Raw genomic sequence first — 21,817 nt, 5'->3', positions numbered from 1 at the left:
ACTCACAGCTACTTTCAGGACACCGGGCGGCCACCCGGGACGCTGAGCTGGTCCCGCAGGCTCCGGAACGTGCCGCTGATGGGGCCCGTGCCAGTGACCGGACCCTCCGTGCCACCGAAGGCCGGCGCCAGCGCCTGCGCCCGCGCCCACACATCGTTGGAGTAGTCATCCCCGGTGGTGCCGCGGTCCATGTCCTTGATGGTCCGAACAAGCTCCACACCGGCGTCATAGGCGGCCACCGCGCCGCGCAGCTGCTGCTCCGGCGGCCAGCCCGGGTGCTTCGCCTTCACTTCCTCGAGCAGCCGCTCCAGCACGCGCGCAGCTTGGTCGATGTGCTCGGGGCTGTAGGGGCCGCCGCGCGGAGGGTGGTAGCGGGAGTCGAGTTGCATCAGCCCGAAGCAGTCCCCACCGTGGCCCAGCCCGTTCACGTCCAGCATCCCGCCCGCGCGAGACTCGCGGCTGGCGATGGCGGCCAGGAGCGCCGGGGGCAAACCGTACTTCACCGCCACGGTCTCGAAGGCAATCTGGAAGCGCCGCAGCCGGGGCAGATCCCCCAGCGCCATGCGGTGCGAGGCGCCGATGCCCGCCGACAGCCTGTCCTGGCGCGCCGTGGCCGCCGACGCACCCGTGGGCAGGAACTTCAGCAAGAGGGCGTTCGGGTTCAGCGCCGAAGCAGCGGCCTCCCTCAGCTGAAACGCGTGGGGGGCTGCGGTGCGAGCAGTGGGCTTGGGCATGGTCGTGTCCCTGGGGACGCCCGAACTCCGGCCAGGGGCGTCGGCTCTGTCTGCCATTGTCCAGGGAGCTACCGAAAAGTTTCTGCGCACTGCGTCATCCCGCGAAGAGCCGATGAATTCCGCTGGCCTACCACGGCTCGGGCTGCGCTCCACTTGCCTGCCCAGAGGGCAATTAGCGGTCATTTTGGGCGGCATTTCCGCCCGTGCTCCGCATTGCAGTTTTGAAAAGCGCTCAGGGTGCGAAGAGCTTGTCGTTCAATGCGGCGCGGGTGTCCGACTTGATGGCGGTGAAGCGCAGCACGCGCTGGCCATCGCGCCACACCTCGAGGCTGCGCGGCATCCACTCGCCGGTGGCCGGAGAGGTGTAGTCGATGAAGCGAACGTCCCATGCAGGGCCCGTCTTCTCCTTCCACCGCACACGGGCCGGACGGAAGCCGTCCTTGTAGATCCAGAACTGGGGCTTGCCCTCCTCCGGCTCGCCGAGCACGTAGGCCACCTCGCCGCCGAAGCGCGCCAGCGAGGTGGTGCGCGTGGCGATGCCCAGGCTCTGCAGGTGCTGCTCCACGGCATCCCGGGTCGCGAGATCATGATCCGACGAGGCGCGCACGCCCAGCACCGGGCACAGCTGGCTCAGGGCCGCCATCAGCGGCGCGAGCTCCGCGCCCTCCGCACGCCGGCGCCCGCTCGCCTGGACAGCAGCCAGCCGGGTGCCCTCCGGCACGGACAGCTCGAAGCGGCAGCGCCCCGGCGTCTTGATGAGGATGGCGCCGTCGGCGATCAGCTCGGAGCGCTCGAAGGGCACCCGGAGCGCCCCCGCGGCCTCCTTCACCCCGGAGCCAGAGAACACCCACGTGCCCTCTACGCGCAGCGAGCTGGGCATGGACTCGTCCTGCGCTCCGACCATGCGGCGCAGGATGGAGCCTCCTGGCAGCACATACGCCCCCGCGGCCAGCGCAGTGAGCATCCCGAGCAGAAAGACGGCCCGCTTCACGGGACCCTGGAACGACAACCGGTGTGGACGAGCGGACATGGGGTGCGGAATCTAGTGATGGCCCCCCCCGGCATCAAGGCGGTTAGGATGCGCTCCCCATGCCTCGCCCCTTGATGGTCCTGCTGGCGCTGTGTCTGTCCACCACCGTGTATGCGCAGTCCGACGTGGACGATCTGCGCGACATTACCAGCGCCCGGGGCTACGGCATGGGCGGGGCCTACCGAGCGCTGGGGTTGGGCACCGAGGCCGTGGTGGGCAACCCCGCCGCCATGGCCCTGTGGAAGATGTACCGCATGGAGCTGCACGGCTCCTGGGACACCTCGGGCAAGGACGCCTTCGGCGGCGTGTCGCTGATGGACGCCAAGACGAGCGACCTGGCCGCCGGGCTGGACTACCACGTCCTCTCCCTGCGCAGCGGCGAGGGCCGCACCACGGGCCACTTCAGCACGCTCGCCTTCGCCCTCCCCATTACCCCGGGCATCTTCATCGGCACGTCCGTGCATTACCTGAAGCTGACGGGCCCTCGGCAGACCAACGCCTCCACGGTGGATGGTGGCCTGCTGCTGCGCCTGTCCGATGGCCTCACGCTGGGCTTCTCCGCGCACAACCTCATCGACACCCACAACGTGGAGCTCACGCGGTACTACTCGCTCCACACCGGTTACCTCGCGGGGCTGTTCACGGTGGGCGCGGACGTGCGCGCCGACTTCGAGTCCCGGGACAAGACCGTCCTCACCTACAGCGGTGGCTTCGAGTACATCCTCGGCCAGGTGTTCCCCGTGCGCATGGGGTACACCTATGACGGGTTCCAGAAGGCCTCGCAGCTGGGCTTCGGGCTGGGCTTCATGACGGAGACCGGTGGCGGCATCGACCTTGGCTACCGGCATGATCTCGGCGGAGACAAGGGCCGGCTGCTGGCGCTCACCCTCAAGCTGCAAGTGAGCGGCTGAGACGGCTCAGCGCTGAGAGCGCAGCTGGAAGTAGCGCTCCGAGGCGGCGAAGCGCACCAGCTCCACCACCTCGCGCTCCAGGGCCCGCTTCATCCTCAGCGCCGCGAGCGCCGGGCCCACCGCGCCGCAGGCGATCAGCCCCGCGCGGTTGGAGGAATCGCGCGCTCCGTCCGCCAGCGCCGACACGTCGAACTGGCGCGTCGCGGGGCCGTACAGCGCCATGGCCCGCTCCAGCTGCTTGGGCGTCAGGGTCTCGCGCACCACGCGGGCCTCCAGGCCATCGGCGCGAGGATCCTTCATCACCGAGGAGAACAGCGCCAGGCCTCGCAGCACCTGGTCCTTCTTGAGGCTGCGCAGGGCCAGCAGATCCGGCCCCAGGCAGAGCAGCGCGCGCCCGGCGTAGAAGCGCAGCTCTGGAGCGGGCAGCACCTGCCGCACCGCCTGCTTGCCCACCAGCAGCCGGGGCTCGGTGGTGAAGACGAGCGAGAACGGAGGACCGTTGTCCTCGGAGAGCAGCACCGCCGGCGCCTCGATGCCGAGGAGGCGCTCGGTGGTCTGGAGGGCCTCAAGGGCGGCCGAAGCCCCCAACCCCTGGTTCGGGCGCAGCCGCTCGGTGGTTCCGGCGGCGCGGCCATGCGTGGGGAAGAGCCGGCAGAGCGCCACGCCCACGCACGTGAGCAGCTCGCCCGAAGGCGAGCGCAGAATCGGATGGCGCAGTCCAGAGCGGTCCTCTGGGGAGAGCGGACGGCGCGGGGGCCGGGCCGCAGCCCCCTCCCGGCCCACGAGCGCGTCGGAGATCTCGCGCATCAGCTCGGCGCGCTGGGCGTCACCGCGGCTGTCGAAGTACTGCGCGATCTCCGCGTAGAGCTCACCATCGAGCGGGTGCTCCCGCACCTGCTTGAACACCGCGGGCTCGGAGCCATGCTCGGGCAGCGGAGCCTTGGTGGGAGCCCCGCTGCGGGCGCGCGCCATGCGGCGCACAGGCTCCATCTTCCCGGGCGGCGCCTCCCAGGAGATGAACGCGGTGTTCTGGACGGGCCCACTGCCGAGCGAGGGCGGTCCTTCCGACTCCTGGGGCGAGACCTGGGCGAGGGCGTCTTCCGCGGACGTCCGGCGCTGGGCCCCGCGCTGCGCTCCCGAGGCACTGGGGGCCTGGGGAGAGGCCACTGCCGCTGGACGGCTCCCGGTGGCGTTCGGGGTGGGGGCAGTGCTCCGAGCGGCGGGGGATTCCGGAGCGGGAGGAGGCTTCGCGCCGCCTCGGCGCCCAGGTGCGGTCACCTCCCGGGCCGCAGCGGCGCGGGTCGGCGACTCCGGATCGGGCGTGAAGTGCCGAGGCATCTCCTCCGTCACCTGGGGACGCAGCTTCTTCGGCCGATCCGTCGGCTCGGCGGCGGCGGGCTTCTCCGGGGGAGGCTTCTGCTTCTGTCCGCTGGCTGCGGGAGGCTGCGCCGGGGCGCTCTCCTTCTGCGGCGTGGCAGGGACAAGGACGGGCCTCTTGATGTTCCAGGCCGACAGCGACGGGCTGGTGTGCCCCGTGTCATCCAATTCCTCGCCGAGCAGCGAGTCCAGCTCGCGGGACGGATCCAGCGCCTCGATTTTGAGCTTCTTGCCCAGGTTCTTGGGCACTGCGGCGGCCTTCTCGGGCTTGCTCCCCTTCTCGCTCTGGGGGCTCTTCTCGGGCTTGCTCCCCTTCTCGCTCTTGGGAGCCTTCTCGCTCTTGGCGGCCTTCTCGGGCGGAGCGGCGGGTGGAGCGTCTCCCGGAGGCACGAACCCTTCGGGGGCCTCGGTCGCTGTCGTCTCCTCGTCGGAGAACGGCATCGCGTCCCCGGGGAAATTCACCGCGGAGAACTCGATGGTCGGCCGGGCATGGTCGGGGAGGTTCGGGGCCGGATCGGTGACGTCGGTCCCACGATCGTCATCCAGGGGCGGGAACCTCTGGCCCGAGGGCGTCAGGTCCACGTTGCCCGGAGGAGGCATCAGGACCTGGGTGCGAGTGCCCCCTTCGCGGTAGGGCGCAGGGCCGCGCGGTGCATCGGTGACGGGAGGCGCGGCCTTCTCCTGCAGGGCGAGCCGGAGGTTCTCCGCGCGCCGCGAGTACATCTCCGCGCGAGTGGGATCCTTGAGCACCTTGTGGCAGAAGCTGGCCAGCCGGACCCAGGCGCGCTGACGCTCGGCCTCGTCCTCCATCGCGGAGGCGGCGTGCTCCATGGCCCAGGCCGCTTCACCGATCTGCCCGCACTCGGTGAGGCGATCGGCCAACATCAGCCACGCCTCCTTATGGCCGGGCTCGAAGCGCACCGCCTGGCGCAGCTCGGTGAGCGCGCCGTTCATGTCTCCCGCCGCCTCCAGCGCCGCCACCAGCTCCATCCGGGCCTGACGCGCGGCGGGGCCTCGGGGATCGCGGGAGATCTGCTCACGCAGGAGCTGGCTGAGGGCCGCACCGTCCTTGAGGGCCCGTGCGAGCTCCAGGAGCCGCTCGTGTGCTCGGGTCTCACTGGGGTCCTCGGCGAGCACCTCGGTCCACGCCCACTGGGCCAGCTTGGCGTCCTTGAGCAGGTCCTCGGCAACGGAGGCGAGCACCCGGAGGGCATCGAGCCGATCCGGAGAGCGGCGCGGAGCCGCGGCGAGCGCGGACCTCAGGCGCTGGGCCAGGAGGGGCCGCTCGGCGTTGGACACGCAGCGCACCAGCCCCGCGAGCACCAGGAGCATCCCCGGGGTGAGCGCCTCCGCCGTCTCGAAGTCCGCCTTCGCCTTGGCCGGGTCTCCCGCTTCGAGCGAGCGCTCGGCACGCGTCAGGTAGGCAGCAGCGCGGGCCTTGGGCGTGCGCGCCGTCTGCACCGCCTCATCGAGTGCCCGACGCACCAACTGCGAATCGCCGCGCTGGCCCAGCAACCGCACCTGCTCCTTGAGGGCATCTCGATCGCCCGTCAGCGTGACGATCTCCCGGTAGATGCGCGCGGCACCCGAAGGATCGCCCAGCTCGTCCTCCATCAGCTCCGCGAGCCGGGTGAGCGCCTCGGCACGGAGCATCGGGTCCTTCGCGGCATCGGCGCGCGACAGGTAGAACTGGGCCAGCTCGCGCCAGGACTTGCGAGCGATGAGGCTCGCCTCCAGCCGATGCTCGGCCTCGGGATCTTCCCAAGGCTCCTGAGCGGAGGTGTCAGGTTCCTCGGAGTCCTCTCCCGACTCCTCGCCGTCTTGCGAGGCAACGGGCGGTGCGCGGTGGCTGGAGCCCTCATCGGGGATCTCCAGCAGCTCGCTCATCGACGGAGCAGCCCCTTCCTCCTGAGGAGCAGCGAAGGCTTCCACGTCTTCGGCTTCAGCGCTGGGCGGCTCCGCTTGCGCAGGCCCGGAAGCTGCTGCGGCGGCTTCGGCGGCCTCGATCTCGGGAGCTGGAGAGGAGGCAACCTCAGAGCTGGGAACTGCAGCGGCCTCGACTTGCTCCGCGGAGGGAGCCGCAGGCTCGGCGGGAGCCTCGGCAGAAATGCTCGGCTCCGCACTCGGGACCTCAACGGACTCGGACTCAGGCTCAGCGGCCCTGACGGATTCGGCGCTCGGCGCCTCAACGGCCTGGGCTTCGGCACCGGCAGGACTCGTGGGCTCAGCAGCCAGTGCTGCAACAGCCCCGGCCTGATCATCACCGGAGCTGGCAGGCTCGGAACTCGGCGCGGCAACGGCCTCGGCTTCACTTTCGACTGGGCTGACAGGCTCGAGGCTCGGTGCCGCAACAGCCGCATCCTCACCCTCGATGGGGCTGACAGGCTCCGGGCTTGGTGCCGCAGCAGACTCCGTCTCACCCTCGATGGAGCTGACAGGCTCGAGGCTTGGTGCCGCAGCAGACCCCGTCTCACCCTCGACGGGGCTGACAGGCTCGGGGCCCGACGCCGCAACAACCTCGGCATGCGCATCCACCGGGTTGACGGGCTCGGCACCCGGGAGCGCGGCAGCCTCACCAAGAGGTGCCGAGGGCGCAGCGGACTCGACCGTGCTGGACGCTTCGGGCGAAGGGACCGCAGCCTCAACAGGCGCGGGGGCTGACGGAGCGGGAGGCTGCGCTGGCGCCACCGCAGGCGCTGCCTGAACGGGGCTCGGTGGAGCGCCCACGCCCTTCCCGGAAGCAGAGGCCGCAATCATCGCCTGGAGCAACGGCAGGGACATCTCGACCGTCGCAGCGGGCCGGGCAGTCCGCGAGGCGGAGGGAGAGGCGCGAAGCGGTGGCTCGGGCGGTCGCGGAACGTCCGCCTCTTCGGACGGTCCCGCCGGCTTGGGAGCCGGAGCCCTCGGCGGCGCGGGCTGCGTCTCCGCCACGGGCCGAGACAACGTCTCAGCGATCTGCTTCACGGGCCGGGCGAGCCACGACTCGAGCTCCGGCGGGAAGACATCCACCTTGCGCACGTCCACATCGAGCGCGGCAGTGGCCAGCTCGAACCCGGGAGAAGTCTCGGTGGGAGGAGGCTTGGGCTGCACGGGGATGAGCTTCAGCTCCTCCAGCACCTGCCGCGCCTGCGCATCCCGTCCCAGCCGGGCCGCCGCGCTCATGCACACCGAGGCCGCCGCCGTGAGCACCGCCTCGGAGGCCCCGGCCCCATGCATCACCCGGAGCCCATCCAGCCGCACGGCGAAGGCGCCGCCCGCGTCGCCCATCTGCTCCAGGTAGTTGGCGGCCTTGCCGTAGCTCTCGGCCGCGCGCGCCAGGTTGCGCATCTGCTCGGCCTGGATCCTCGCGCGCCAGCTGGCGGCCCGGGCTGCGCGGGCGTACTCCGCGCGCACGAAAGCCTCCTGCGCCTCGGTCTCCAGCGAGGCGACGAGCGCCTCCCACTTCCCGGTGCGCTCCAGCAGGTGCTGCAGCACCCGGCGCGAGCCGTGGTCCCCCGGGAACGAAGCCAGCAGCGACTCCAGGGCCTCGATGGCGCGAGGGAACTGCTCCACCCGGCGCAGTACGCGCGCCAGCTGCCGGTACACATCCCGGCGCACCGTGCCCTCCGCCTTGCCCACGGCGGAAGAGAGAATCGTGATGGCCGCCGCCTCGGTGCCGGCCCGGAGCGACACGGCGACGAGCGCCGCCGCGAGCCGCCGCGTCATGGGCAGGCTCCGGCTGGCGCGCACCAGCTCGCCAAAGGCCTTGGGGGCTTGCCGCTCCCTCAGCAGGCCCGAGGCCACCTGGAGGTGCTGCTCCACCTTGCCGGACACCGGGCCGTCGGCCTTCGCAGAGGCCGGATCCACGGCAAGCGTCTCCTGGCGAGCACCGGACTCTCCGGGCTCGGGACCACTCTTGCCGTTTCTCACGCCACCCATCGCTGGGGCAGTCTACACACGATGCCCGCTCCGGTCGTCACCGTCCTCCTGCCCGCCCGCAACGCCGAGTCCACCGTGGCCCGAGCCGTGGAGAGCTTGCTCGAAGGCACCCTGAGAGAGCTCCGGGTGCTGGCGGTGGATGACGGCTCCACGGACAGGACGCGAGAGGTTCTCCAGGGGCTGGCGACCCGGGACTCGCGGGTGGAGGTGCTGGACGGAGGGGGGCGGGGGCTGGTGGCGGCGCTCCAGTTGGGGCTCTCGCAAGCCACATCCCCCTACGTGGCCCGCATGGATGCGGACGACGAGGCACTGCCGCGCCGGTTGGAGGCCAGCGTGGTGGCCTTGGAGGCGGACTCCCACCTGGCGGGGGTGGGAACAGGAGTGGAGTTGTTCCGAGACGATCAACCTGTGAGCCCCTCGCTCCAGGCGTATGCAGCCTGGCTCAACGGGCTCACCACGGCCGAGGATCTCTGGAGGGCCCGCTTCATCGAGAGCCCCCTGTGCCACCCCTCTGTGTGCCTGCGGCGTGAGCCGCTCGTGGCCACCGGTGGCTGGGAGCACGGAGACTTTCCCGAGGACTACGCGCTGTGGCTCAAGCTGATTCACGCGGGGTATGGCCTGCGGAACCTGCCCGAGGTGCTGCTGCGCTGGCGCGACAGCTCGGGAAGGCTGACGCGGACGGATCCCCGCTACAAGGTGCGGCGCTTCACCTGGTTGAAGGCGCGCTACCTCGCGCTTGGACCCCTGGCGAACGGGCGGCCGTGCACCCTCTGGGGAGCGGGTCCAAGCGGGCTGACGATGACGCGCTTGCTGCGCGAGCACGGCATCTCCGTGCAGCGATTCGTGGAGGTGCACCCACGAAAGGTGGGCACCCGCATCCATGGAATTCCCGTGGTCTCGGGAGACGCGTTGGGGCCTCCAGACGAGGGGCTCCTGCTGGTGTGTGTCGGGGTTCGCTGGGCTCGCGAGGAACTCCGGTCCTGGCTCACGGATCGCGGCTGGGTGGAGGGCAAGGACTTCCTGTGCGTGGCATGAGGTGGGTGATCCCCTGCGGGGGATGAAGCGATTAAGATTGCGCCCAGGAGAGAGACCGCTGTCACTTCCCAAGACACAACCCACGACCACTGAAGCACCCACGGTCGATCCGATGACCCTGGATCAACTCCGGGCGTTGCAGTCCTCGCGCACGCCATCGCTCGTGGCGGACCTGGTGCGAGAGTTCTTCGCGAGTGCCACCGCTCGAATCGGCCGGATGCAGGCAGCCCTGGCGGCGGCAGACTTGAAGACCCTGGAGTTCGAGGCGCACGGACTCGCTGGAAGCTGTGGCGTGCTCGGAGTCATCCGCATGCGCATCTGCTGTCTCGAACTGGAGCAGTTGGCCAGCCGGGGCGCGCAGGAGCAGGTGCCCGCGGCCATCGACGAGGTGATCCTCCGCCTCGAAGAGGCTCGTCCCATCCTCACCGAGGCCGCGCGCCGCACCTGAGCGGCTCAGCCCGGAATGAGGCCGGAGGGCGCGGCAATCCCCGCCTGATCAAAGAAGCGCTGGAGATCCTCGGGCACAGGGGCTTCGAGGAGCAGACGTTGTCTCGTGTCCGGGTGTGCCAGCTGCAGGGCCTGCGCGTGCAGCAGGCACCGTGGCGCAGCGAGCCCCGCGGCCCGAGCCGCACCTCCATAACGTGCGTCTCCCAGGATGGGCGTTCCCAGCGCCGTAAGGTGCGCGCGGAGCTGATGCGTCCGTCCAGTCTGCGGCAGCAGCTCCACGAGGCAGAACGCCTCGCCCGCGTACAACCTCCGGAAGTGGGTGAGGGCGGGCAGGCCGTTCGCGGTACGGCTCGCGCGCCACCGCCCTGGGCGGGACGGATCCTTCGAGAGCGGAAGATCCACCGAGCCCGACTCGGGAAGCCCGGGTCCCGTGGCCGCCAGGTAGCGCTTGCGCGCGTGGCCCTCGCGAAACTCGGCCGCCAGCGCACTCGTGGCCTGCGCCGTCTTTCCAAAGACGGTGACACCCGAGGTCTCTCGATCCAACCGGTGCACCAGCCCCGCGGGCGAGCCCAGCCGTGCGCTCACGAGATCCACCAGGCTGCCGCCGACGCGCCCCTCCGTGGGCTGCGCGGTGATGCCCGCGGGCTTGTCCACGGCGATGAGCGCCGCGTCCTCGAGCAAGACGGTGAACGGCGGGGGCGGAGGGGGCGCTTCGAGCGGGCTTTGCCCCCCCTCTTCCAGCACCACCGCCACCACCTGGCCGGCGCGCAGGCGGGCCTCGGGGTCCCGGCAGCGGCGGCCCGCGAGGTACACGGCTCCCGCCTCCACCAGGGCCCGCGCCTGCGCCACGGGCATGCCCAGCTCGGCCGCCACGGCCTCCACCACGGAGCGGCCCACCTGGGCGCCCTCGGCCTGGAAGGTCCGCCGCTTCACGGGGTGTCCTCGTGCCTCGCGGATGTCATGTGGCGGCACTCTATGCCTGGAGCCCCTTCCCTGCCGCTCACTTCCTGTTAGCGTGCGCCCGCCATGGACCGTCCCGTGCACTCCCTTCGTGCGAGGCTGGACGATTTCCTCGCCGAGCTGGCCACCCTCCACTACCGCTACGGCGCGGGACTCGCCACGGAGCTCCCTGTGGGGGCCCTCCACGCCAGCTTCCCCGAGCTCTCCTCCCCCGACACCTTCGCCGCCGCCACCGAGGCGCTGGAGAAGGCACGCTCCAAGAATGACGTGCTCGCCGTGCGTCGCCTGCAGCTGCTGCGCGAGCTGGTCGCCGGACAGGTGGAGGATGCCCTCGCCGCACGCGACACCGAGGCCGTGGCGAAGCTGGAGGCCCAGGCCAGCCTGCCCATCGATGAGGAGACGCTCAGCTTCGGCGAGGCGCTGTCCCAGCTCCCCCGCGAGCCCCAGCGCGGCCGCCGGGCCCTGCTGGAGCGGGCCGTGGGCAACTTCCTCTGGAACGAGCGCGGCCGCTACGGCGCCCGCCGCGAGGCCGCGCTCCGGACCACCGAACGCCTCGGCGCGAAGAGCTACCCCACCCTCTTCCAGGAAATCTCCGGCATCGCCCTCGACAAGCTCACCGAGGCCGCCGAGGAGACGCTCCGGAAGACAGAGGATGCCTACCGGGACGTGCTCGGCTACGTGCTGCGCAAGGTGGAGCCCACCCTGCGCCCCCTGCCCTCGGGAGATGCGCGGCGGCATGACCTCCAGGCCGCGCTGCGAGCGCCGTGGATGGACGCCTTCTTCCGGCGCGAGGACCTGATGCCGGCGGTGACGCGCTGGCTGAACGAGTGGAACCTCTCCCCCTCGGCCAACGGGCGCATCCGCGTGGACGACGAGCGCCGCGAGGGCAAGGCGCGCCGTCCCTTCGTCGCCGCCGTGCGCGTGCCAGACGAGGTACGCCTCGTCATCCACCTGGAGGGCGGGATGGATGCGCTGGGCGGCCTGCTGCACGAGTACGGCCACGCCCAGCACCTGGCCCACATCTCGGAGACGGCCCCGGTGGAGCTGCGCCGCCTGGGGGATGCCTCGGTGACGGAGGCCTACGCCGCGCTCACCGAGCGGCTCCTGCTCTCTCCGGAGTGGCTCAAGCGCTACCTGCACCTGCCCACCGCCACCGCGGAAGACTCGGTGCGGCTGGCGGCGTTCCAGGCGCTCGCGGTGCTGCGGCGGCACTGCGCGAAGCTGACCTACGAGCTGTCCCTCTTCACGCGCGGCCCCTCGGAGGAGCGCGCCGAGGAGTACGCGGCAGGCCAGCGTCGGGCGCTCTTGGTGGAGCCGCACCCGGGCTTCTTCCTGTTCGACGTGGACGCCCAGCTGTACTCGGCGCGCTATCTCCGAGCGTGGGCGCTGGAAGCACGCCTCACGGCCCGGCTCATGGAGCGCTTCAACGAGGACTTCTGGCGCAACCCCTCCGCCAGCACCTGGCTCAAGGGGCTGTTCTCACGGGGAGGCACCGACGACGCGGAGGCGCTCTCCACGGAGGTGAGCGGCACGGGACTCTCCGTTCCCGAGGCGGGAGCCCGCCTCGTGGCCATACTCAACGGGTAGACCCGGCTGCGGGACTACTTCTTCTTGCGCAGCGCGCGGACGATCTTGTCCTTCGCCGCGTTGCCCGAGGACGTCGTCTTCTCGCTGGCGCGGGCGGCGGCCACCTGCGGCTTGCTGCCCGACTTCGTCTGACCCGTGCGAGCGCGCATCGCCTTCATCAGCTGCATCTCGATGACGAGCAGCTCGTCGGCCAGCTCCTCGTTGTCGCCCGCGGCGCGAGGCAGCGGAGCCGTCTTGCTGGGCGCGCCAGCACCATGGCGCATCCGCAACGCCTTCTCCTCCGTGGACGTCAGGGTGCGCGTCTTCTCCAGCGCCGCCTTGACCTCCTTCGCCGTCACCGTGGTGCTACCAGCCTTGCGCTCCATCTCCGCTCCCTTGAAGTGACGCCACCTGAACACATGAGCATGTCAGACGCGTCTGGGCCGCAACTGTTGGGGATTCTAGAAGACGCAAGTGATCGGTCAAATTTTCTTCCAACAGGTTGATCCCCAGATGTAGCGGGCGAACGCTCTCGCTCCAGGGGAAGCCCTGTTCCAGGAGAGCCGGGCCGGGGCTCCTGACGCACTCGAAAGCACGGCGCTCTCAGAGGGAAAAACCCTGCATAGCGCACCCTGCGCCCGAGGAGAAATCCCTGGCCGCCCGGCGTGCGCCACAAAGCAGACAGCCAGGCCACCCTGACGGGTAGGACCTGGCTGCGCGCACTTCAACCTACATCAAAAGATTCCGCTCTGCGCGGCTACTGGCGGTCGCCCTCGTCCTCGTCGGGGACGGCATCGGCGGCAGGGACACCGGCATCGGTCCCGCCCTTGGCGCGGGGGATGCCGAAGCGGTCGAGCGCGTCGGCGATGCCCTCGGGCTTGTCGGCGTCGGGGAGGAACTTCTCGGGGGGCTGGAGCTTGGGGTCCTGGCCAATCTCGGTGACGGCGGACTCCAGGGACATGCGCAGCTCGGCGGTCTCGGGTGTCTTGTCCGCGGGCACCGAGAGGTTTCCATCCAGCCGGACCTTGAGGACCACGGAGGTGGCCGCATCCACCAGCACCTCGCCCTCCAGGCTCTTGGGGACGCGGTGCTCGAAGAAGGCGAGGCGGCGGCGCGTGGTCTCATCGCGGCCGTTCTTGGGCTCCAGCATGGACGGCAGGTTGCGAGAGCCCGTCGGGTGGGCCTCGGGGCCGAGCTTCACCTGGTAGCGCCACGCGGTGCGGCCCTCGTAGGTGACGGTGCCCTGGGGCGCCAGCTGGATGCGGCCCTGGAAGAGCGCGTCCATGTCGCGCATGGCGCTGGTGAGCTCCGTGCGGGTGCGCTCGCCCATGCCGCGGTCGCGCAGACGCTGGCGGAAGGTGCCGTAGCGGTTGCGGGCAAACACCTTGCCGCCCACGCGGAGCACCTCGAGTCCCTGGTCGCGATTGTTCTCCAGCAGACCGTGGAAGTCGCCGCTGACACCCCCGGGGCCGGCGCGGAAGGTGCGCGTCTCGGAGATGCGCACGGGCGGGGTCTCCTGGGTGGTCCACTCGAAGTCGATCTTCGCCTTGTAGGCATGGGGCCCGAGGCGCTCGGTCATCTCGGCGGCCTCCATGCCGAGGATGCGGCGGGCGACGTAGGGGTTGTCGGCCACGTCCTCGGGGGCGAGCTTCTCGGCGGCCGAGGCCACCGCCTTGGGCGGGTCCTCGGGCGAGAAGATGCGCTGCTTGGCGGCCTTATCGACGGGATCGGTGCAGGCGGCGGCAGTGAGCGCCAGTACGGCAATGAATGCGGACCTCTTGAGACGGCTCACAGATCCTCCGACGAAAGGGCAGCGCAAGTTATGTGGCGCGTACAGAGGCGGCAAGCGCCCCTTGCGCTCCGCTGTGCAAGGGATAGAACGCCCCCCACACATGCAGAACCTGCGCGACAAACTCCTGAAAGCAGGCCTCGTATCCGAGGATGAGGCCAAAAAGGCAGAGGCGAGCGCCCCGGCCCCCCGCCGCCCGCCCCCTGCCCAGACCCAGCGCACCGAGGGCAACGCACCTCGGAGGGACGACCGGCCTCCGCGCCGGGACGACCGGGACCGGCCTCCGCAGCGCCGGGACGACCGCCCGCAGCGCCGGGACGACCGCCCGCCTCCTCGCCGCGAGGGTGGTGGCCGCCCGCAGCATGGCCGGCCTGCCCCGGTGGCGGCGGCGGAGAAGCCGATCCCCAAGCTTCCTCCGCTGCCGGGCTCCAAGGAGTACCAGCGCATCGAGTCCAAGAAGCAGATGGAGTTGGACAAGGCGCTGCGGGAGCTGGTGCTCGGGGCGCAGGTGGTCACCGAGCCGGGCGAGACGGCGTTCTACTTCATGACGCGCAAGGGGAAGCTGCGGCGGCTGGAGCTGACGCCGGCGCAGGCCAAGCAGCTCGAGGACGGAGCGCTGGCGGTGGTGGAGCGTCCAGAGCCGGCGCAGATCGAGCACTCCCTGGTGCCTGCGGCGACGGCGGAGCAGATGTTCGCTCTCTCGAAGAAGTCGGTGCGGTTCCTGAACCGCACGGAGAGCCCCATCGGCTTCATGAGCGACGACGACGTGAAGGCGCAGCAGGCGGCCGAGGCCGCGGGCACGGCACCGGAGATTCCGGACGAGCCCGAGGGCGGAGAGGGTTCGGCCGAGGCCGCCGCGCCGCCCCCCGAAGGCAGCGCGCCCGAGGGTGGAAGCTCGGAGCCGCAGGCGCAGTAACGGCTCCCCTGGGACGCTCACCGTGGGCTGCCGTGAACCGGCAGCTCGCGGAAGGCGAAGTGGAGAGAGGGGTGTCCCGTGAAGGAGCTAGCGTCTCTCGCCCGCATGGATGGCATGGCTCAAGCGGAGCTATGCGCGCGGGGGGAGGTCTCTGCGGAGGAGTTGCTCGATGCGTGCATGGTGCGCATCGAGGCGCTGAATCCGCTGCTGCGCGCGGTGGTCACGGTCGAGCGTGAGCGCCGCCGTCCGGCAGGCGCGGGGCCGTTCTCCGGGGTGCCGTTCCTGGTAAAGGACTCGACGCCGTGGCCAGGGCTGCGGTGGTCGTGGGGTTCTCGGCTGTTCGCGGCCCAAGCCGCTCATCAACAGACGCCGCATGGCAGGCGGCTCGTGGAGTCAGGGCTCGTGTGCGTGGGCAAGAGCGCGATGTCGGAGTTCGGCCTGCTGGCCAGCACCGAGACGCTGCTCGAGGGCGTGACCCACAATCCGTGGGATCTTTCCTGCTCAGCAGCAGGCTCGTCCGGAGGGAGCGCGGCGGCGGTGGCGGCGGGGCTCGTTCCGCTCGCGCACGCGAATGATGGGGGCGGTTCGATCCGAATGCCCGCGTCGGCGTGCGGTGTCTTTGGCTTCAAGCCGAGCCGTGGCCGTACGGTGTCAGCGGGAATGCGGGGCACTGACTTTGGAGACATGACGAGCGACCACTGCATCAGCCGCTCGGTGCGCGATAGCGCGTTGTTCCTGTCGCTCACCGAGGATCGCTCGAGCGGCATGCCCGTCGGCTTCGTGCGAGAGCCCATCACACGCAAGCTGCGCATCGTGACCTGGACGCGGACAGTGCTGGGCACGGAGCCGGAGCCACCGGTGCGCCGCGCCTATGAGGAGGCAATGACGCTGCTCTCTGAGCTCGGTCACGTTCTTGAGCCTATCGAGCCCCCTCTCTTCAGCGGTCCGGAGTTGGGAGACGCCTTCTTCCTCGTCGCGGGTGCGGCGGTGGCGAGCATCATCGACAGAATCGACCAGACACGGGGCGTACCCGTGCAGACCGAGGAGCTCGAGCCCTTCACCTGGGCGCTGGTGGAGACCTTCCTCTCGCGCGGGCCCGATGCATTGCTGCATGCGCGGGCTGTCTTTGCCCAGGCAGTGCGCACCTATTTGGAGACGACCCGAGGCTACGACGTGGTGCTCACGCCAACGCTCGCCACCGAGCCCTGGCGCATCGGGCACCTGTCACCCGTGCTGAAGCGTGAGGAGCTGATCCGCCGCACAGCGCGGACCAACGGCTACGCGCCCATCCACAACATCGCTGGGTGCCCGGCGATGTCAGTGCCTCTCCACTTCTCGGAGAGCGGGCTGCCCATCGGCATCCACTTCGCTGCGGCTCCCGGCGCCGACGCGTTGCTCCTGAGTCTCGCGTATCAACTCGAAGAGGCGCGCCCATGGAAGGACTGCTGGCCGCCCTACTCGATCCCTACCCTCTTCTGAGGTTCCTCCGGGACGCAGGCTGTCAGCCCCGTACCGGCAGTTCGCGGAAGGCAATGTCCTGCTCGTAGCCCAACCGCCGCACTGCCTGGACGAAGCGCTCGGTGCAGATGACCGACGTCAAAAAGTCCTCCAGCCGGAACAAGTCCTGGTCTTGCGGCAGCGTGGCTGCATCCAGGATGAGTTCTTCCTCTGGAGGGCGTTTCCACCCCTTGCGTTCACACTTCGGGCATGGGGCGGGACGGTCCGGGGGCAAGCAGTCCGGATGAACGTGTCCCCGCGGAAGCAACTCCATCTCCAAAAGTTCAGGCGGGTTCTTCTTGCGAAAACGCAGCTGGGTACGGCAGCCCTTCAGACCACGAAGTCCCTCGGCCTGGAGGTGCTCCAGCGGCTCGCGCCGCATCAGCAGATTCCACGGATGTGCCAAGGTGAGCGGACCGAATTCCCCCTGAGCAGAGCCCGTCATGGGCCCCAAACCGGTCCCGGGCCAGAGATGAACGCCGGGAGGAGCTAGCGACCGCACCTGCTCGCGCAAGCGCTCAAATTCCGCATAGTCCTCCTGGAACCCTCCATACTTCTTCTGCTCGTCTACTGGCATCTGAGATAGATCCACCGAGGGATAGGCATCCGCAGCGGTGGACCAGATGGCCTGACACGCTGGGCATTGAATTCCGGGCAGGCTCCACTTGCGCGCGTCCGTATGCTCGCCCGAGTACCGCGGGTCTGGAACGCCTTGCACCGAGTAGAATCGCATGGCGCCTCAATATCCCGGCGGCAGAGGTGGCGGCAGCTTCCAATAGGGCACAATGGGCCCGAACAACTCGAACTCGTAGATAAGCTGCCCGGCGTACCGAAAAATCTCTTCCTTCGTCGCGTCGCCGTTATCGAAGATCCACTTTCTCCAGGCGGCATTCCACGGCCCTCCACGCTCGCCCCGGTGGATGCTCCGGTGCTTCTCCACTTCCAGCGGGATTGTGTATTCGTCGATGTCGATTTTCTTCCCTTCGAACCACTCCCGGGAGGCCTGCGGGAAGATGTGGTGCTTCTCGTGAGGCTTTCGGCGCTCTTGCTCCGCCTCCTTGAGCGCCTGGATCTGGCTTGGCAGCAGGGGCGGCTTGTGCCGCCACGGGATGATGAACACCGGCCGCTTGTCCTGCGGCAGTTCCTGCGCACTTCCCCAGTTCCTCTGCGCGCCGCCCCCAACGATGGGAAGTGACAGTCCCCCTCCCCTGGTAAGGAGCACGCTTCCCGCCGGGAGGTGTTCCTGAACCTCACGGCATCGGTACAGTCCACACTGCCCACCGCCACACAGCGGCGTCAGGCTGCTCTCATCCGCGCAGGCCTCGTCGAACGAAAAGGCCTCGAATGCAACCTCACACCCGAGATTCTCCCCTTCAGAGATAGGGAGCGTCGCGCAGGCCGCCAGGAAACCAGCCGCCCACAGCCAGAGCCATCGCATTGAAAGCCATCCCATCAGTTGAACGCGTCAATGCCCGTGATGGCCTTGCCCAGCACCAGCGTGTGCACCTCGTGCGTGCCCTCGTAGGTGAACACGCTCTCCAGGTTCAGCATGTGCCGCACCGGCGGGTATGCGTCCGTGATGCCGTTGGCTCCGTAGATGCCCCGCGCCGTCCGCGCGATCTCCAGCGCCGCCTTCACGTTGTTGCGCTTGGCCAGGCTCACCATCACTGGCGTCACCTTGCCCTCGTCCTTCAGCCGTGCCACCCGCAGCCCCAGCAACTGCGCCTTGACGATCTCCTGGAGCATGTCCGCCAGCTTCTCCTGCGTGAGCTGGTAGCCCGCGATGGACTTGCCGTCGAACTGCACGCGCGACAGCGCGTACTCCCGCGCTCCCTCGAAGCACGCAATGGCTGCCCCCGTCACCGCGAATGAAATCCCCAGCCGCGCGTTGTTGAGGCACGACAGAGGCCCCTTGAGCCCCGTCACCTTCGGCAGCACGTTGCGCTCCGGTACACGGACATCCTGAAAGGACAGCTCGCTCGTCACCGAGGCCCGCAGCGAGAACTTCCCCGGAATCTCCCGCGCCGTGAACCCCGGCATCCCCTTCTCCACCAGGAAACCTCGGACGGACTCGGCGCCCCCCTCCTCCGTCTTCGCCCACACCACCGCCACATCCGCGATGGCCCCGTTGGTGATCCACGCCTTGCTGCCGTTGAGCACCCACGTGTCCCCATCCTTGCGCGCCCGCGCCTTCATCCCGCCCGGGTTCGAGCCGAAGTCCGGCTCCGTCAGCCCAAAGCACCCGATGATGCGGCCCTGCGCCATGCCCGGCAGAAAGCGCTGCTTCTGCTCCTCGCTGCCGTAAGCGTGGATGGGGAACATGCACAGCGAGCCCTGCACCGATGCGAACGAGCGCAGCCCCGAGTCCCCTCGCTCCAGTTCCTGGAGAATCAGCCCGTAGCTCACCGTGTTCATCCCCGCGCAGCCGTACCCCTGGAGGTTGGCGCCCAGCACTCCCAGCTCCGCCAGGCCGGGGATGAGGTGCGCGGGGAAGGTGCCCTCTCGGAAGTGCTGGCCGATGATGGGCAGCACCTTCTCGTCCACGAAGCGAGCCACCGTGTCCCGCGCGGCTCGCTCCTCGTCCGTCAGCAGCTGGTCGATCAGGAGCAGGTCGGTGATCTCCGCGCGCGGCATGGCTCTTCCTCGGGGGTGAAGGGATGCGCGGCTTCTAACATGAGGGACGCGGCTGCCCGCTCGCGCTGGGAGTAGGCAGAGGTTCCGCCGACCAGCCGCGCGTGAAGGTGAGCATGTGCGCCCGCAAAAACCGACATTCACGATTAAACATGCAACTGATTTTTCCAAGATTCGTCGGAGTCCTGCAGCATCCTCCCGCCCTCAGTTCAACGGGAGGTCCCCCATGCACCGGCCGCCACACCCCAAGCTTGTCCTGTTGTTGTGCACTCTGATCGCCTGCAGTTCCACCGAGCCCTCCGAAACTCCGGAGCAGGCTCGCCCCTCGGAGCCTGCCCCCCACCTCGCCCCAGGCAAGGCCGTATCTCAGCGGGCCCTGACCACGACGGTCTCCACCTGGTCCTCCGCCGGCTTTCTGGGGACCACGCGCGCCAATCACACCCTCACAGCGCTCCTTGATGGGAAGGCCGTGGTCACTGGTGGCATGACCCGCAGCGGCAACCGGATGAACTCCCTGAGCAGCGTGGAGCTCTATGACCCGGCCACGCGGAGTTGGAGCTTCGCCGGCAACCTGCAGACCACGCGCTATAGCCACACCGCCACGGCGCTGCCCAACGGCAAGGTGCTGATCGCGGGCGGCACCAATGGCGGCACGGCGGGCTCGGCGGAGCTGTATGACCCAGTGACGAAGACTTCGACCGCCGCCGCCTCGATGCGCACCGACCGCTACGGCCACAAGGCGACGCTGTTGCCGTCGGGCAAGGTGCTCGTCACCGGCGGCTACAGCAACTATGGCAGCGGCGCGCTCTCCACCGCGGAGGTGTATGATCCCGCCACCAACACTTGGACCCTCACCGGTCCCATGCTCACGATCCGCTACCCGGGGCACTCCGCGACGCTGCTGGCCTCCGGCAAGGTGCTGGTCGTCGGCGGAGCGCAGAGCATCGCCGCCGGCACTGCCGAGGTGTACGACCCGGCCACCAACTCCTGGAGCGCCGTCGCGACCCTCCATGAGGCTCGCAGCGGCCACGCCGCCGCGCTGCTGCCCTCGGGCAAGGTGCTGATCACGGGTGGGAGTTCGCCCAACGGCAACAGCGCCGAGGTGTACGACCCGGCCACCAACTCCTGGAGCCCGACGGGCAGCATGAGCAAGGCTCGCGCCTCGTTTGCCGCGACGACCACGCCCTCCGGCAAGGTGGTCGTCACCGCGGGCGATTACTTCCTCTCCAGCACCGAGATCTATGATCCCGACACGGGCACCTGGAGCAGCGCGGGCACCCTGTCGACCCTGGGCGGCTATGGCCGGACGGCGGTGCTGCTGAGCTCCGGCGAGGTGCTGGCGGTGGGTGGCGACACAGGCCCCTACTTCAGCGCGAGCGCGGAGCTGTACGGTCCCGCCACCGTGAGCTGGGCCTCCACGGGAGCCATGACCACCGTGCGCTCCTCCACCCCCGCGACGCTGCTTCCGTCCGGGAAGGTGCTCGTGGCGGGCGGCGGTCAGACCTATGCCCTGGGCAGCAACACCCTCCTCTCTTCGGCCGAGCTGTACAATCCCACCTCCGGCACCTGGAGCCCCACGGCTTCGATGGCCGTGCCCCGCTACCAGCACACGGCGACCCTGCTGCCTTCGGGGAAGGTGCTCATCGCGGGCGGTGCTGGCCCGGACGGCCGGTACGCCTCCGCGGAGCTCTATGATCCCACTTCGGGCACCTGGAGCCCCACTGGCTCGATGGCCTTCGCTCGCTCCTACCACGCGGCGCTGCTGCTGCCGTCGGGCCAGGTGCTGGCCGTGGGCGGTGGCGGCTCGTCGAGCTCGAACCTGAACTCTGTGGAACTGTACGATCCGGCCAGCGGCACCTGGAGCGCCGAGGGCGCCCTGCTCACCGGCCGCTTCGGCGTGAAGCTCGTCCTCCTGGCGTCCGGCAAGGTGCTGGCGATCAGCGGCTCTGGCCCCAATGGCCCCTTGGCCTCGGCCGAAGTGTTCGATCCCGCCACGCACACGTGGACTGCCACGGGCGCGCTGTCATCGGCCCACCTGTACGGCGTGGCCTCGCTGCTGCCCTCGGGCAAGGTGCTCGTGGCGGGCGGCTACAACGCGAGCTACATCCCGGTGGCTACCGCCGAGGTGTACGATCCGGCCACCAACCAGTGGAGCGCCCTCCAGCCCCTGAGCGCGGCTCGCTTCGATGCTTCGGCGGATCTGCTGCCCTCGGGCAAGGTGCTCGTCACCGGCGGGCGAAACAGCTCCACGGACTTCCCCTCTTCCGAGTGGTACGACGAGAGCACGGGCTCCTGGCACTCCGCGGACCGGATGGCCCAGGCCCGCAGCACCTACAGCACCGTGCAACTCGCCTCCGGAAAGGTGCTGGCGGTGGGCGGCAACAGCGGCGGCAACAGCGTGGCCTCGGCGGAGCTGTACGCCGAGGAGGCTCCGCCGCAGACCTGCGCCTCGCAGCCTCCGGTGCTCACGGTCAACGGCGGCTCCCCGCTGGTCCTGGAGTGCCGCCGGAACACGGCCTACAGCGATCCGGGCGCTCAGGCCGTGGATGGGTGTGGCAACGCGATCACGGTGCACGCGTACAACACGGGCACGGACTCTTCCGGACCGGGCCCCTTGCTGCAGTACGAGGGTGAGTACACGGTCTCCTATTCCGCGTGGGATGCGGGGGGCCAGACGGTGGATGCCGCCCGCACGGTGATCGTGAATGACTCGACGCCGCCGACGCTGACGCTCGTGGGCGCCTCATCCATCGTGCACACGTGCAACACCCCGTGGCAGGACCCGGGCGTGGTGGCGACCGACGCGTGCTACGGCAACATCACGAGCTGGGTGTGGCGCACGGGCGAGGTAAATGCCTGGGCCGTCGGCACCTACACGCTGCTGTACAATGTGACGGATGGAGGCGGAAACCGCGCCCCGCCCGTGACGCGCACCGTGCAGGTCGTCAACTGCCCCTGGTAGTCCCCGAGTATCGCTGACACGGGTGGGCGCCTCGGCTCCTCAGC

16 protein-coding genes are annotated in these 21,817 nt (G+C 69.6%); 7 read left to right on the top strand and 9 right to left on the bottom strand.

Annotated features, from left to right (window positions below; translation table 11 throughout):
• Positions 1-14 precede the first annotated feature (14 nt).
• Positions 15-734: a lysozyme gene (locus tag DB31_RS20395; protein WP_052420134.1), complete on the bottom strand. Its 720-nt coding sequence runs from the start codon at positions 732-734 to the stop codon at positions 15-17.
• Positions 735-966: 232 nt separating this feature from the next.
• The gene (locus DB31_RS20390) at positions 967-1,764 is read right to left on the bottom strand and encodes a hypothetical protein (protein WP_240486785.1); all 798 of its coding nucleotides are present in this window, start codon (positions 1,762-1,764) and stop codon (positions 967-969) included.
• Between the two features lie 59 nt (positions 1,765-1,823).
• Here DB31_RS20390 and DB31_RS20385 point away from each other — a divergent pair, with 59 nt between their 5' ends.
• On the top strand, positions 1,824-2,675 hold the full coding sequence (locus tag DB31_RS20385; protein WP_044190480.1) for a PorV/PorQ family protein: 852 nt from the start codon (positions 1,824-1,826) through the stop codon (positions 2,673-2,675).
• A gap of 6 nt (positions 2,676-2,681) precedes the next feature.
• Here the strand turns inward: DB31_RS20385 and DB31_RS50550 are convergent, their stop codons facing one another.
• Complete coding sequence (locus DB31_RS50550) at positions 2,682-7,898, bottom strand: tetratricopeptide repeat protein (RefSeq protein WP_240486784.1); 5,217 nt, start codon at positions 7,896-7,898, stop codon at positions 2,682-2,684.
• Between the two features lie 93 nt (positions 7,899-7,991).
• On the opposite strand from DB31_RS50550, the gene DB31_RS20375 reads away from it, so the two are divergent.
• Positions 7,992-9,005 carry a glycosyltransferase gene (locus DB31_RS20375; RefSeq protein WP_044190477.1) on the top strand — a complete coding sequence of 338 codons (1,014 nt, stop codon included), beginning with the start codon at positions 7,992-7,994 and terminating at the stop codon, positions 9,003-9,005.
• 112 nt (positions 9,006-9,117) lie between these two features.
• On the top strand, positions 9,118-9,453 hold the full coding sequence (locus DB31_RS20370) for an Hpt domain-containing protein (RefSeq protein ID WP_044190474.1): 336 nt from the start codon (positions 9,118-9,120) through the stop codon (positions 9,451-9,453).
• 5 nt (positions 9,454-9,458) lie between these two features.
• On the opposite strand, the gene DB31_RS20365 is transcribed toward DB31_RS20370, so the two are convergent.
• A complete protein-coding gene (locus DB31_RS20365) occupies positions 9,459-10,385 on the bottom strand; it encodes an RluA family pseudouridine synthase (protein WP_044190471.1) in 927 nt (308 codons plus the stop codon).
• A gap of 93 nt (positions 10,386-10,478) precedes the next feature.
• Between DB31_RS20365 and DB31_RS20360 the strand changes: the two genes are divergently transcribed.
• On the top strand, positions 10,479-11,999 hold the full coding sequence (locus DB31_RS20360) for a peptidase M3 (protein ID WP_044190469.1): 1,521 nt from the start codon (positions 10,479-10,481) through the stop codon (positions 11,997-11,999).
• Between the two features lie 14 nt (positions 12,000-12,013).
• On the opposite strand, the gene DB31_RS20355 is transcribed toward DB31_RS20360, so the two are convergent.
• Both DB31_RS20355 and DB31_RS20350 read right to left on the bottom strand, forming a co-directional pair.
• On the bottom strand, positions 12,014-12,364 hold the full coding sequence (locus DB31_RS20355; protein WP_044190467.1) for a hypothetical protein: 351 nt from the start codon (positions 12,362-12,364) through the stop codon (positions 12,014-12,016).
• Positions 12,365-12,735: 371 nt separating this feature from the next.
• Entirely contained in the window at positions 12,736-13,770 is a 1,035-nt protein-coding gene (locus DB31_RS20350) for a hypothetical protein (protein WP_044190464.1), read from the bottom strand.
• A 100-nt stretch (positions 13,771-13,870) separates the two neighbouring features.
• Between DB31_RS20350 and DB31_RS20345 the strand changes: the two genes are divergently transcribed.
• Both DB31_RS20345 and DB31_RS20340 read left to right on the top strand, forming a co-directional pair.
• Entirely contained in the window at positions 13,871-14,683 is an 813-nt protein-coding gene (locus DB31_RS20345) for a DUF2058 family protein (protein ID WP_044190462.1), read from the top strand.
• Positions 14,684-14,788: 105 nt separating this feature from the next.
• Entirely contained in the window at positions 14,789-16,162 is a 1,374-nt protein-coding gene (locus tag DB31_RS20340; RefSeq protein WP_044190460.1) for an amidase, read from the top strand.
• A 22-nt stretch (positions 16,163-16,184) separates the two neighbouring features.
• Here the strand turns inward: DB31_RS20340 and sitI6 are convergent, their stop codons facing one another.
• Genes sitI6 through DB31_RS20325 form a run of 3 tightly spaced genes read right to left on the bottom strand, consistent with a single transcriptional unit; the run spans position 16,185 to position 18,814 of the window.
• On the bottom strand, positions 16,185-16,913 hold the full coding sequence (gene sitI6, locus DB31_RS20335; RefSeq protein ID WP_044190458.1) for a SitI6 family double-CXXCG motif immunity protein: 729 nt from the start codon (positions 16,911-16,913) through the stop codon (positions 16,185-16,187).
• A gap of 6 nt (positions 16,914-16,919) precedes the next feature.
• Positions 16,920-17,633 (bottom strand): SitA6 family polymorphic toxin lipoprotein, encoded by a 714-nt coding sequence (gene sitA6, locus DB31_RS20330; RefSeq protein ID WP_083968521.1) that lies wholly within the window; start codon positions 17,631-17,633, stop codon positions 16,920-16,922.
• Positions 17,633-18,814 carry an acyl-CoA dehydrogenase family protein gene (locus tag DB31_RS20325; protein WP_044190456.1) on the bottom strand — a complete coding sequence of 394 codons (1,182 nt, stop codon included), beginning with the start codon at positions 18,812-18,814 and terminating at the stop codon, positions 17,633-17,635. Before DB31_RS20325 ends, sitA6 begins: the two co-directional genes overlap by 1 nt.
• Positions 18,815-19,037: 223 nt before the next feature.
• Here DB31_RS20325 and DB31_RS20320 point away from each other — a divergent pair, with 223 nt between their 5' ends.
• Positions 19,038-21,773 (top strand): Kelch repeat-containing protein, encoded by a 2,736-nt coding sequence (locus DB31_RS20320; protein WP_052420131.1) that lies wholly within the window; start codon positions 19,038-19,040, stop codon positions 21,771-21,773.
• Positions 21,774-21,817: the final 44 nt, after the last annotated feature.

This window comes from Hyalangium minutum (assembly GCF_000737315.1).
GTDB classification, from domain to species: Bacteria; Myxococcota; Myxococcia; order Myxococcales; family Myxococcaceae; genus Hyalangium; species Hyalangium minutum.
This window is presented reverse-complemented; position numbering and strand designations above follow the sequence as displayed.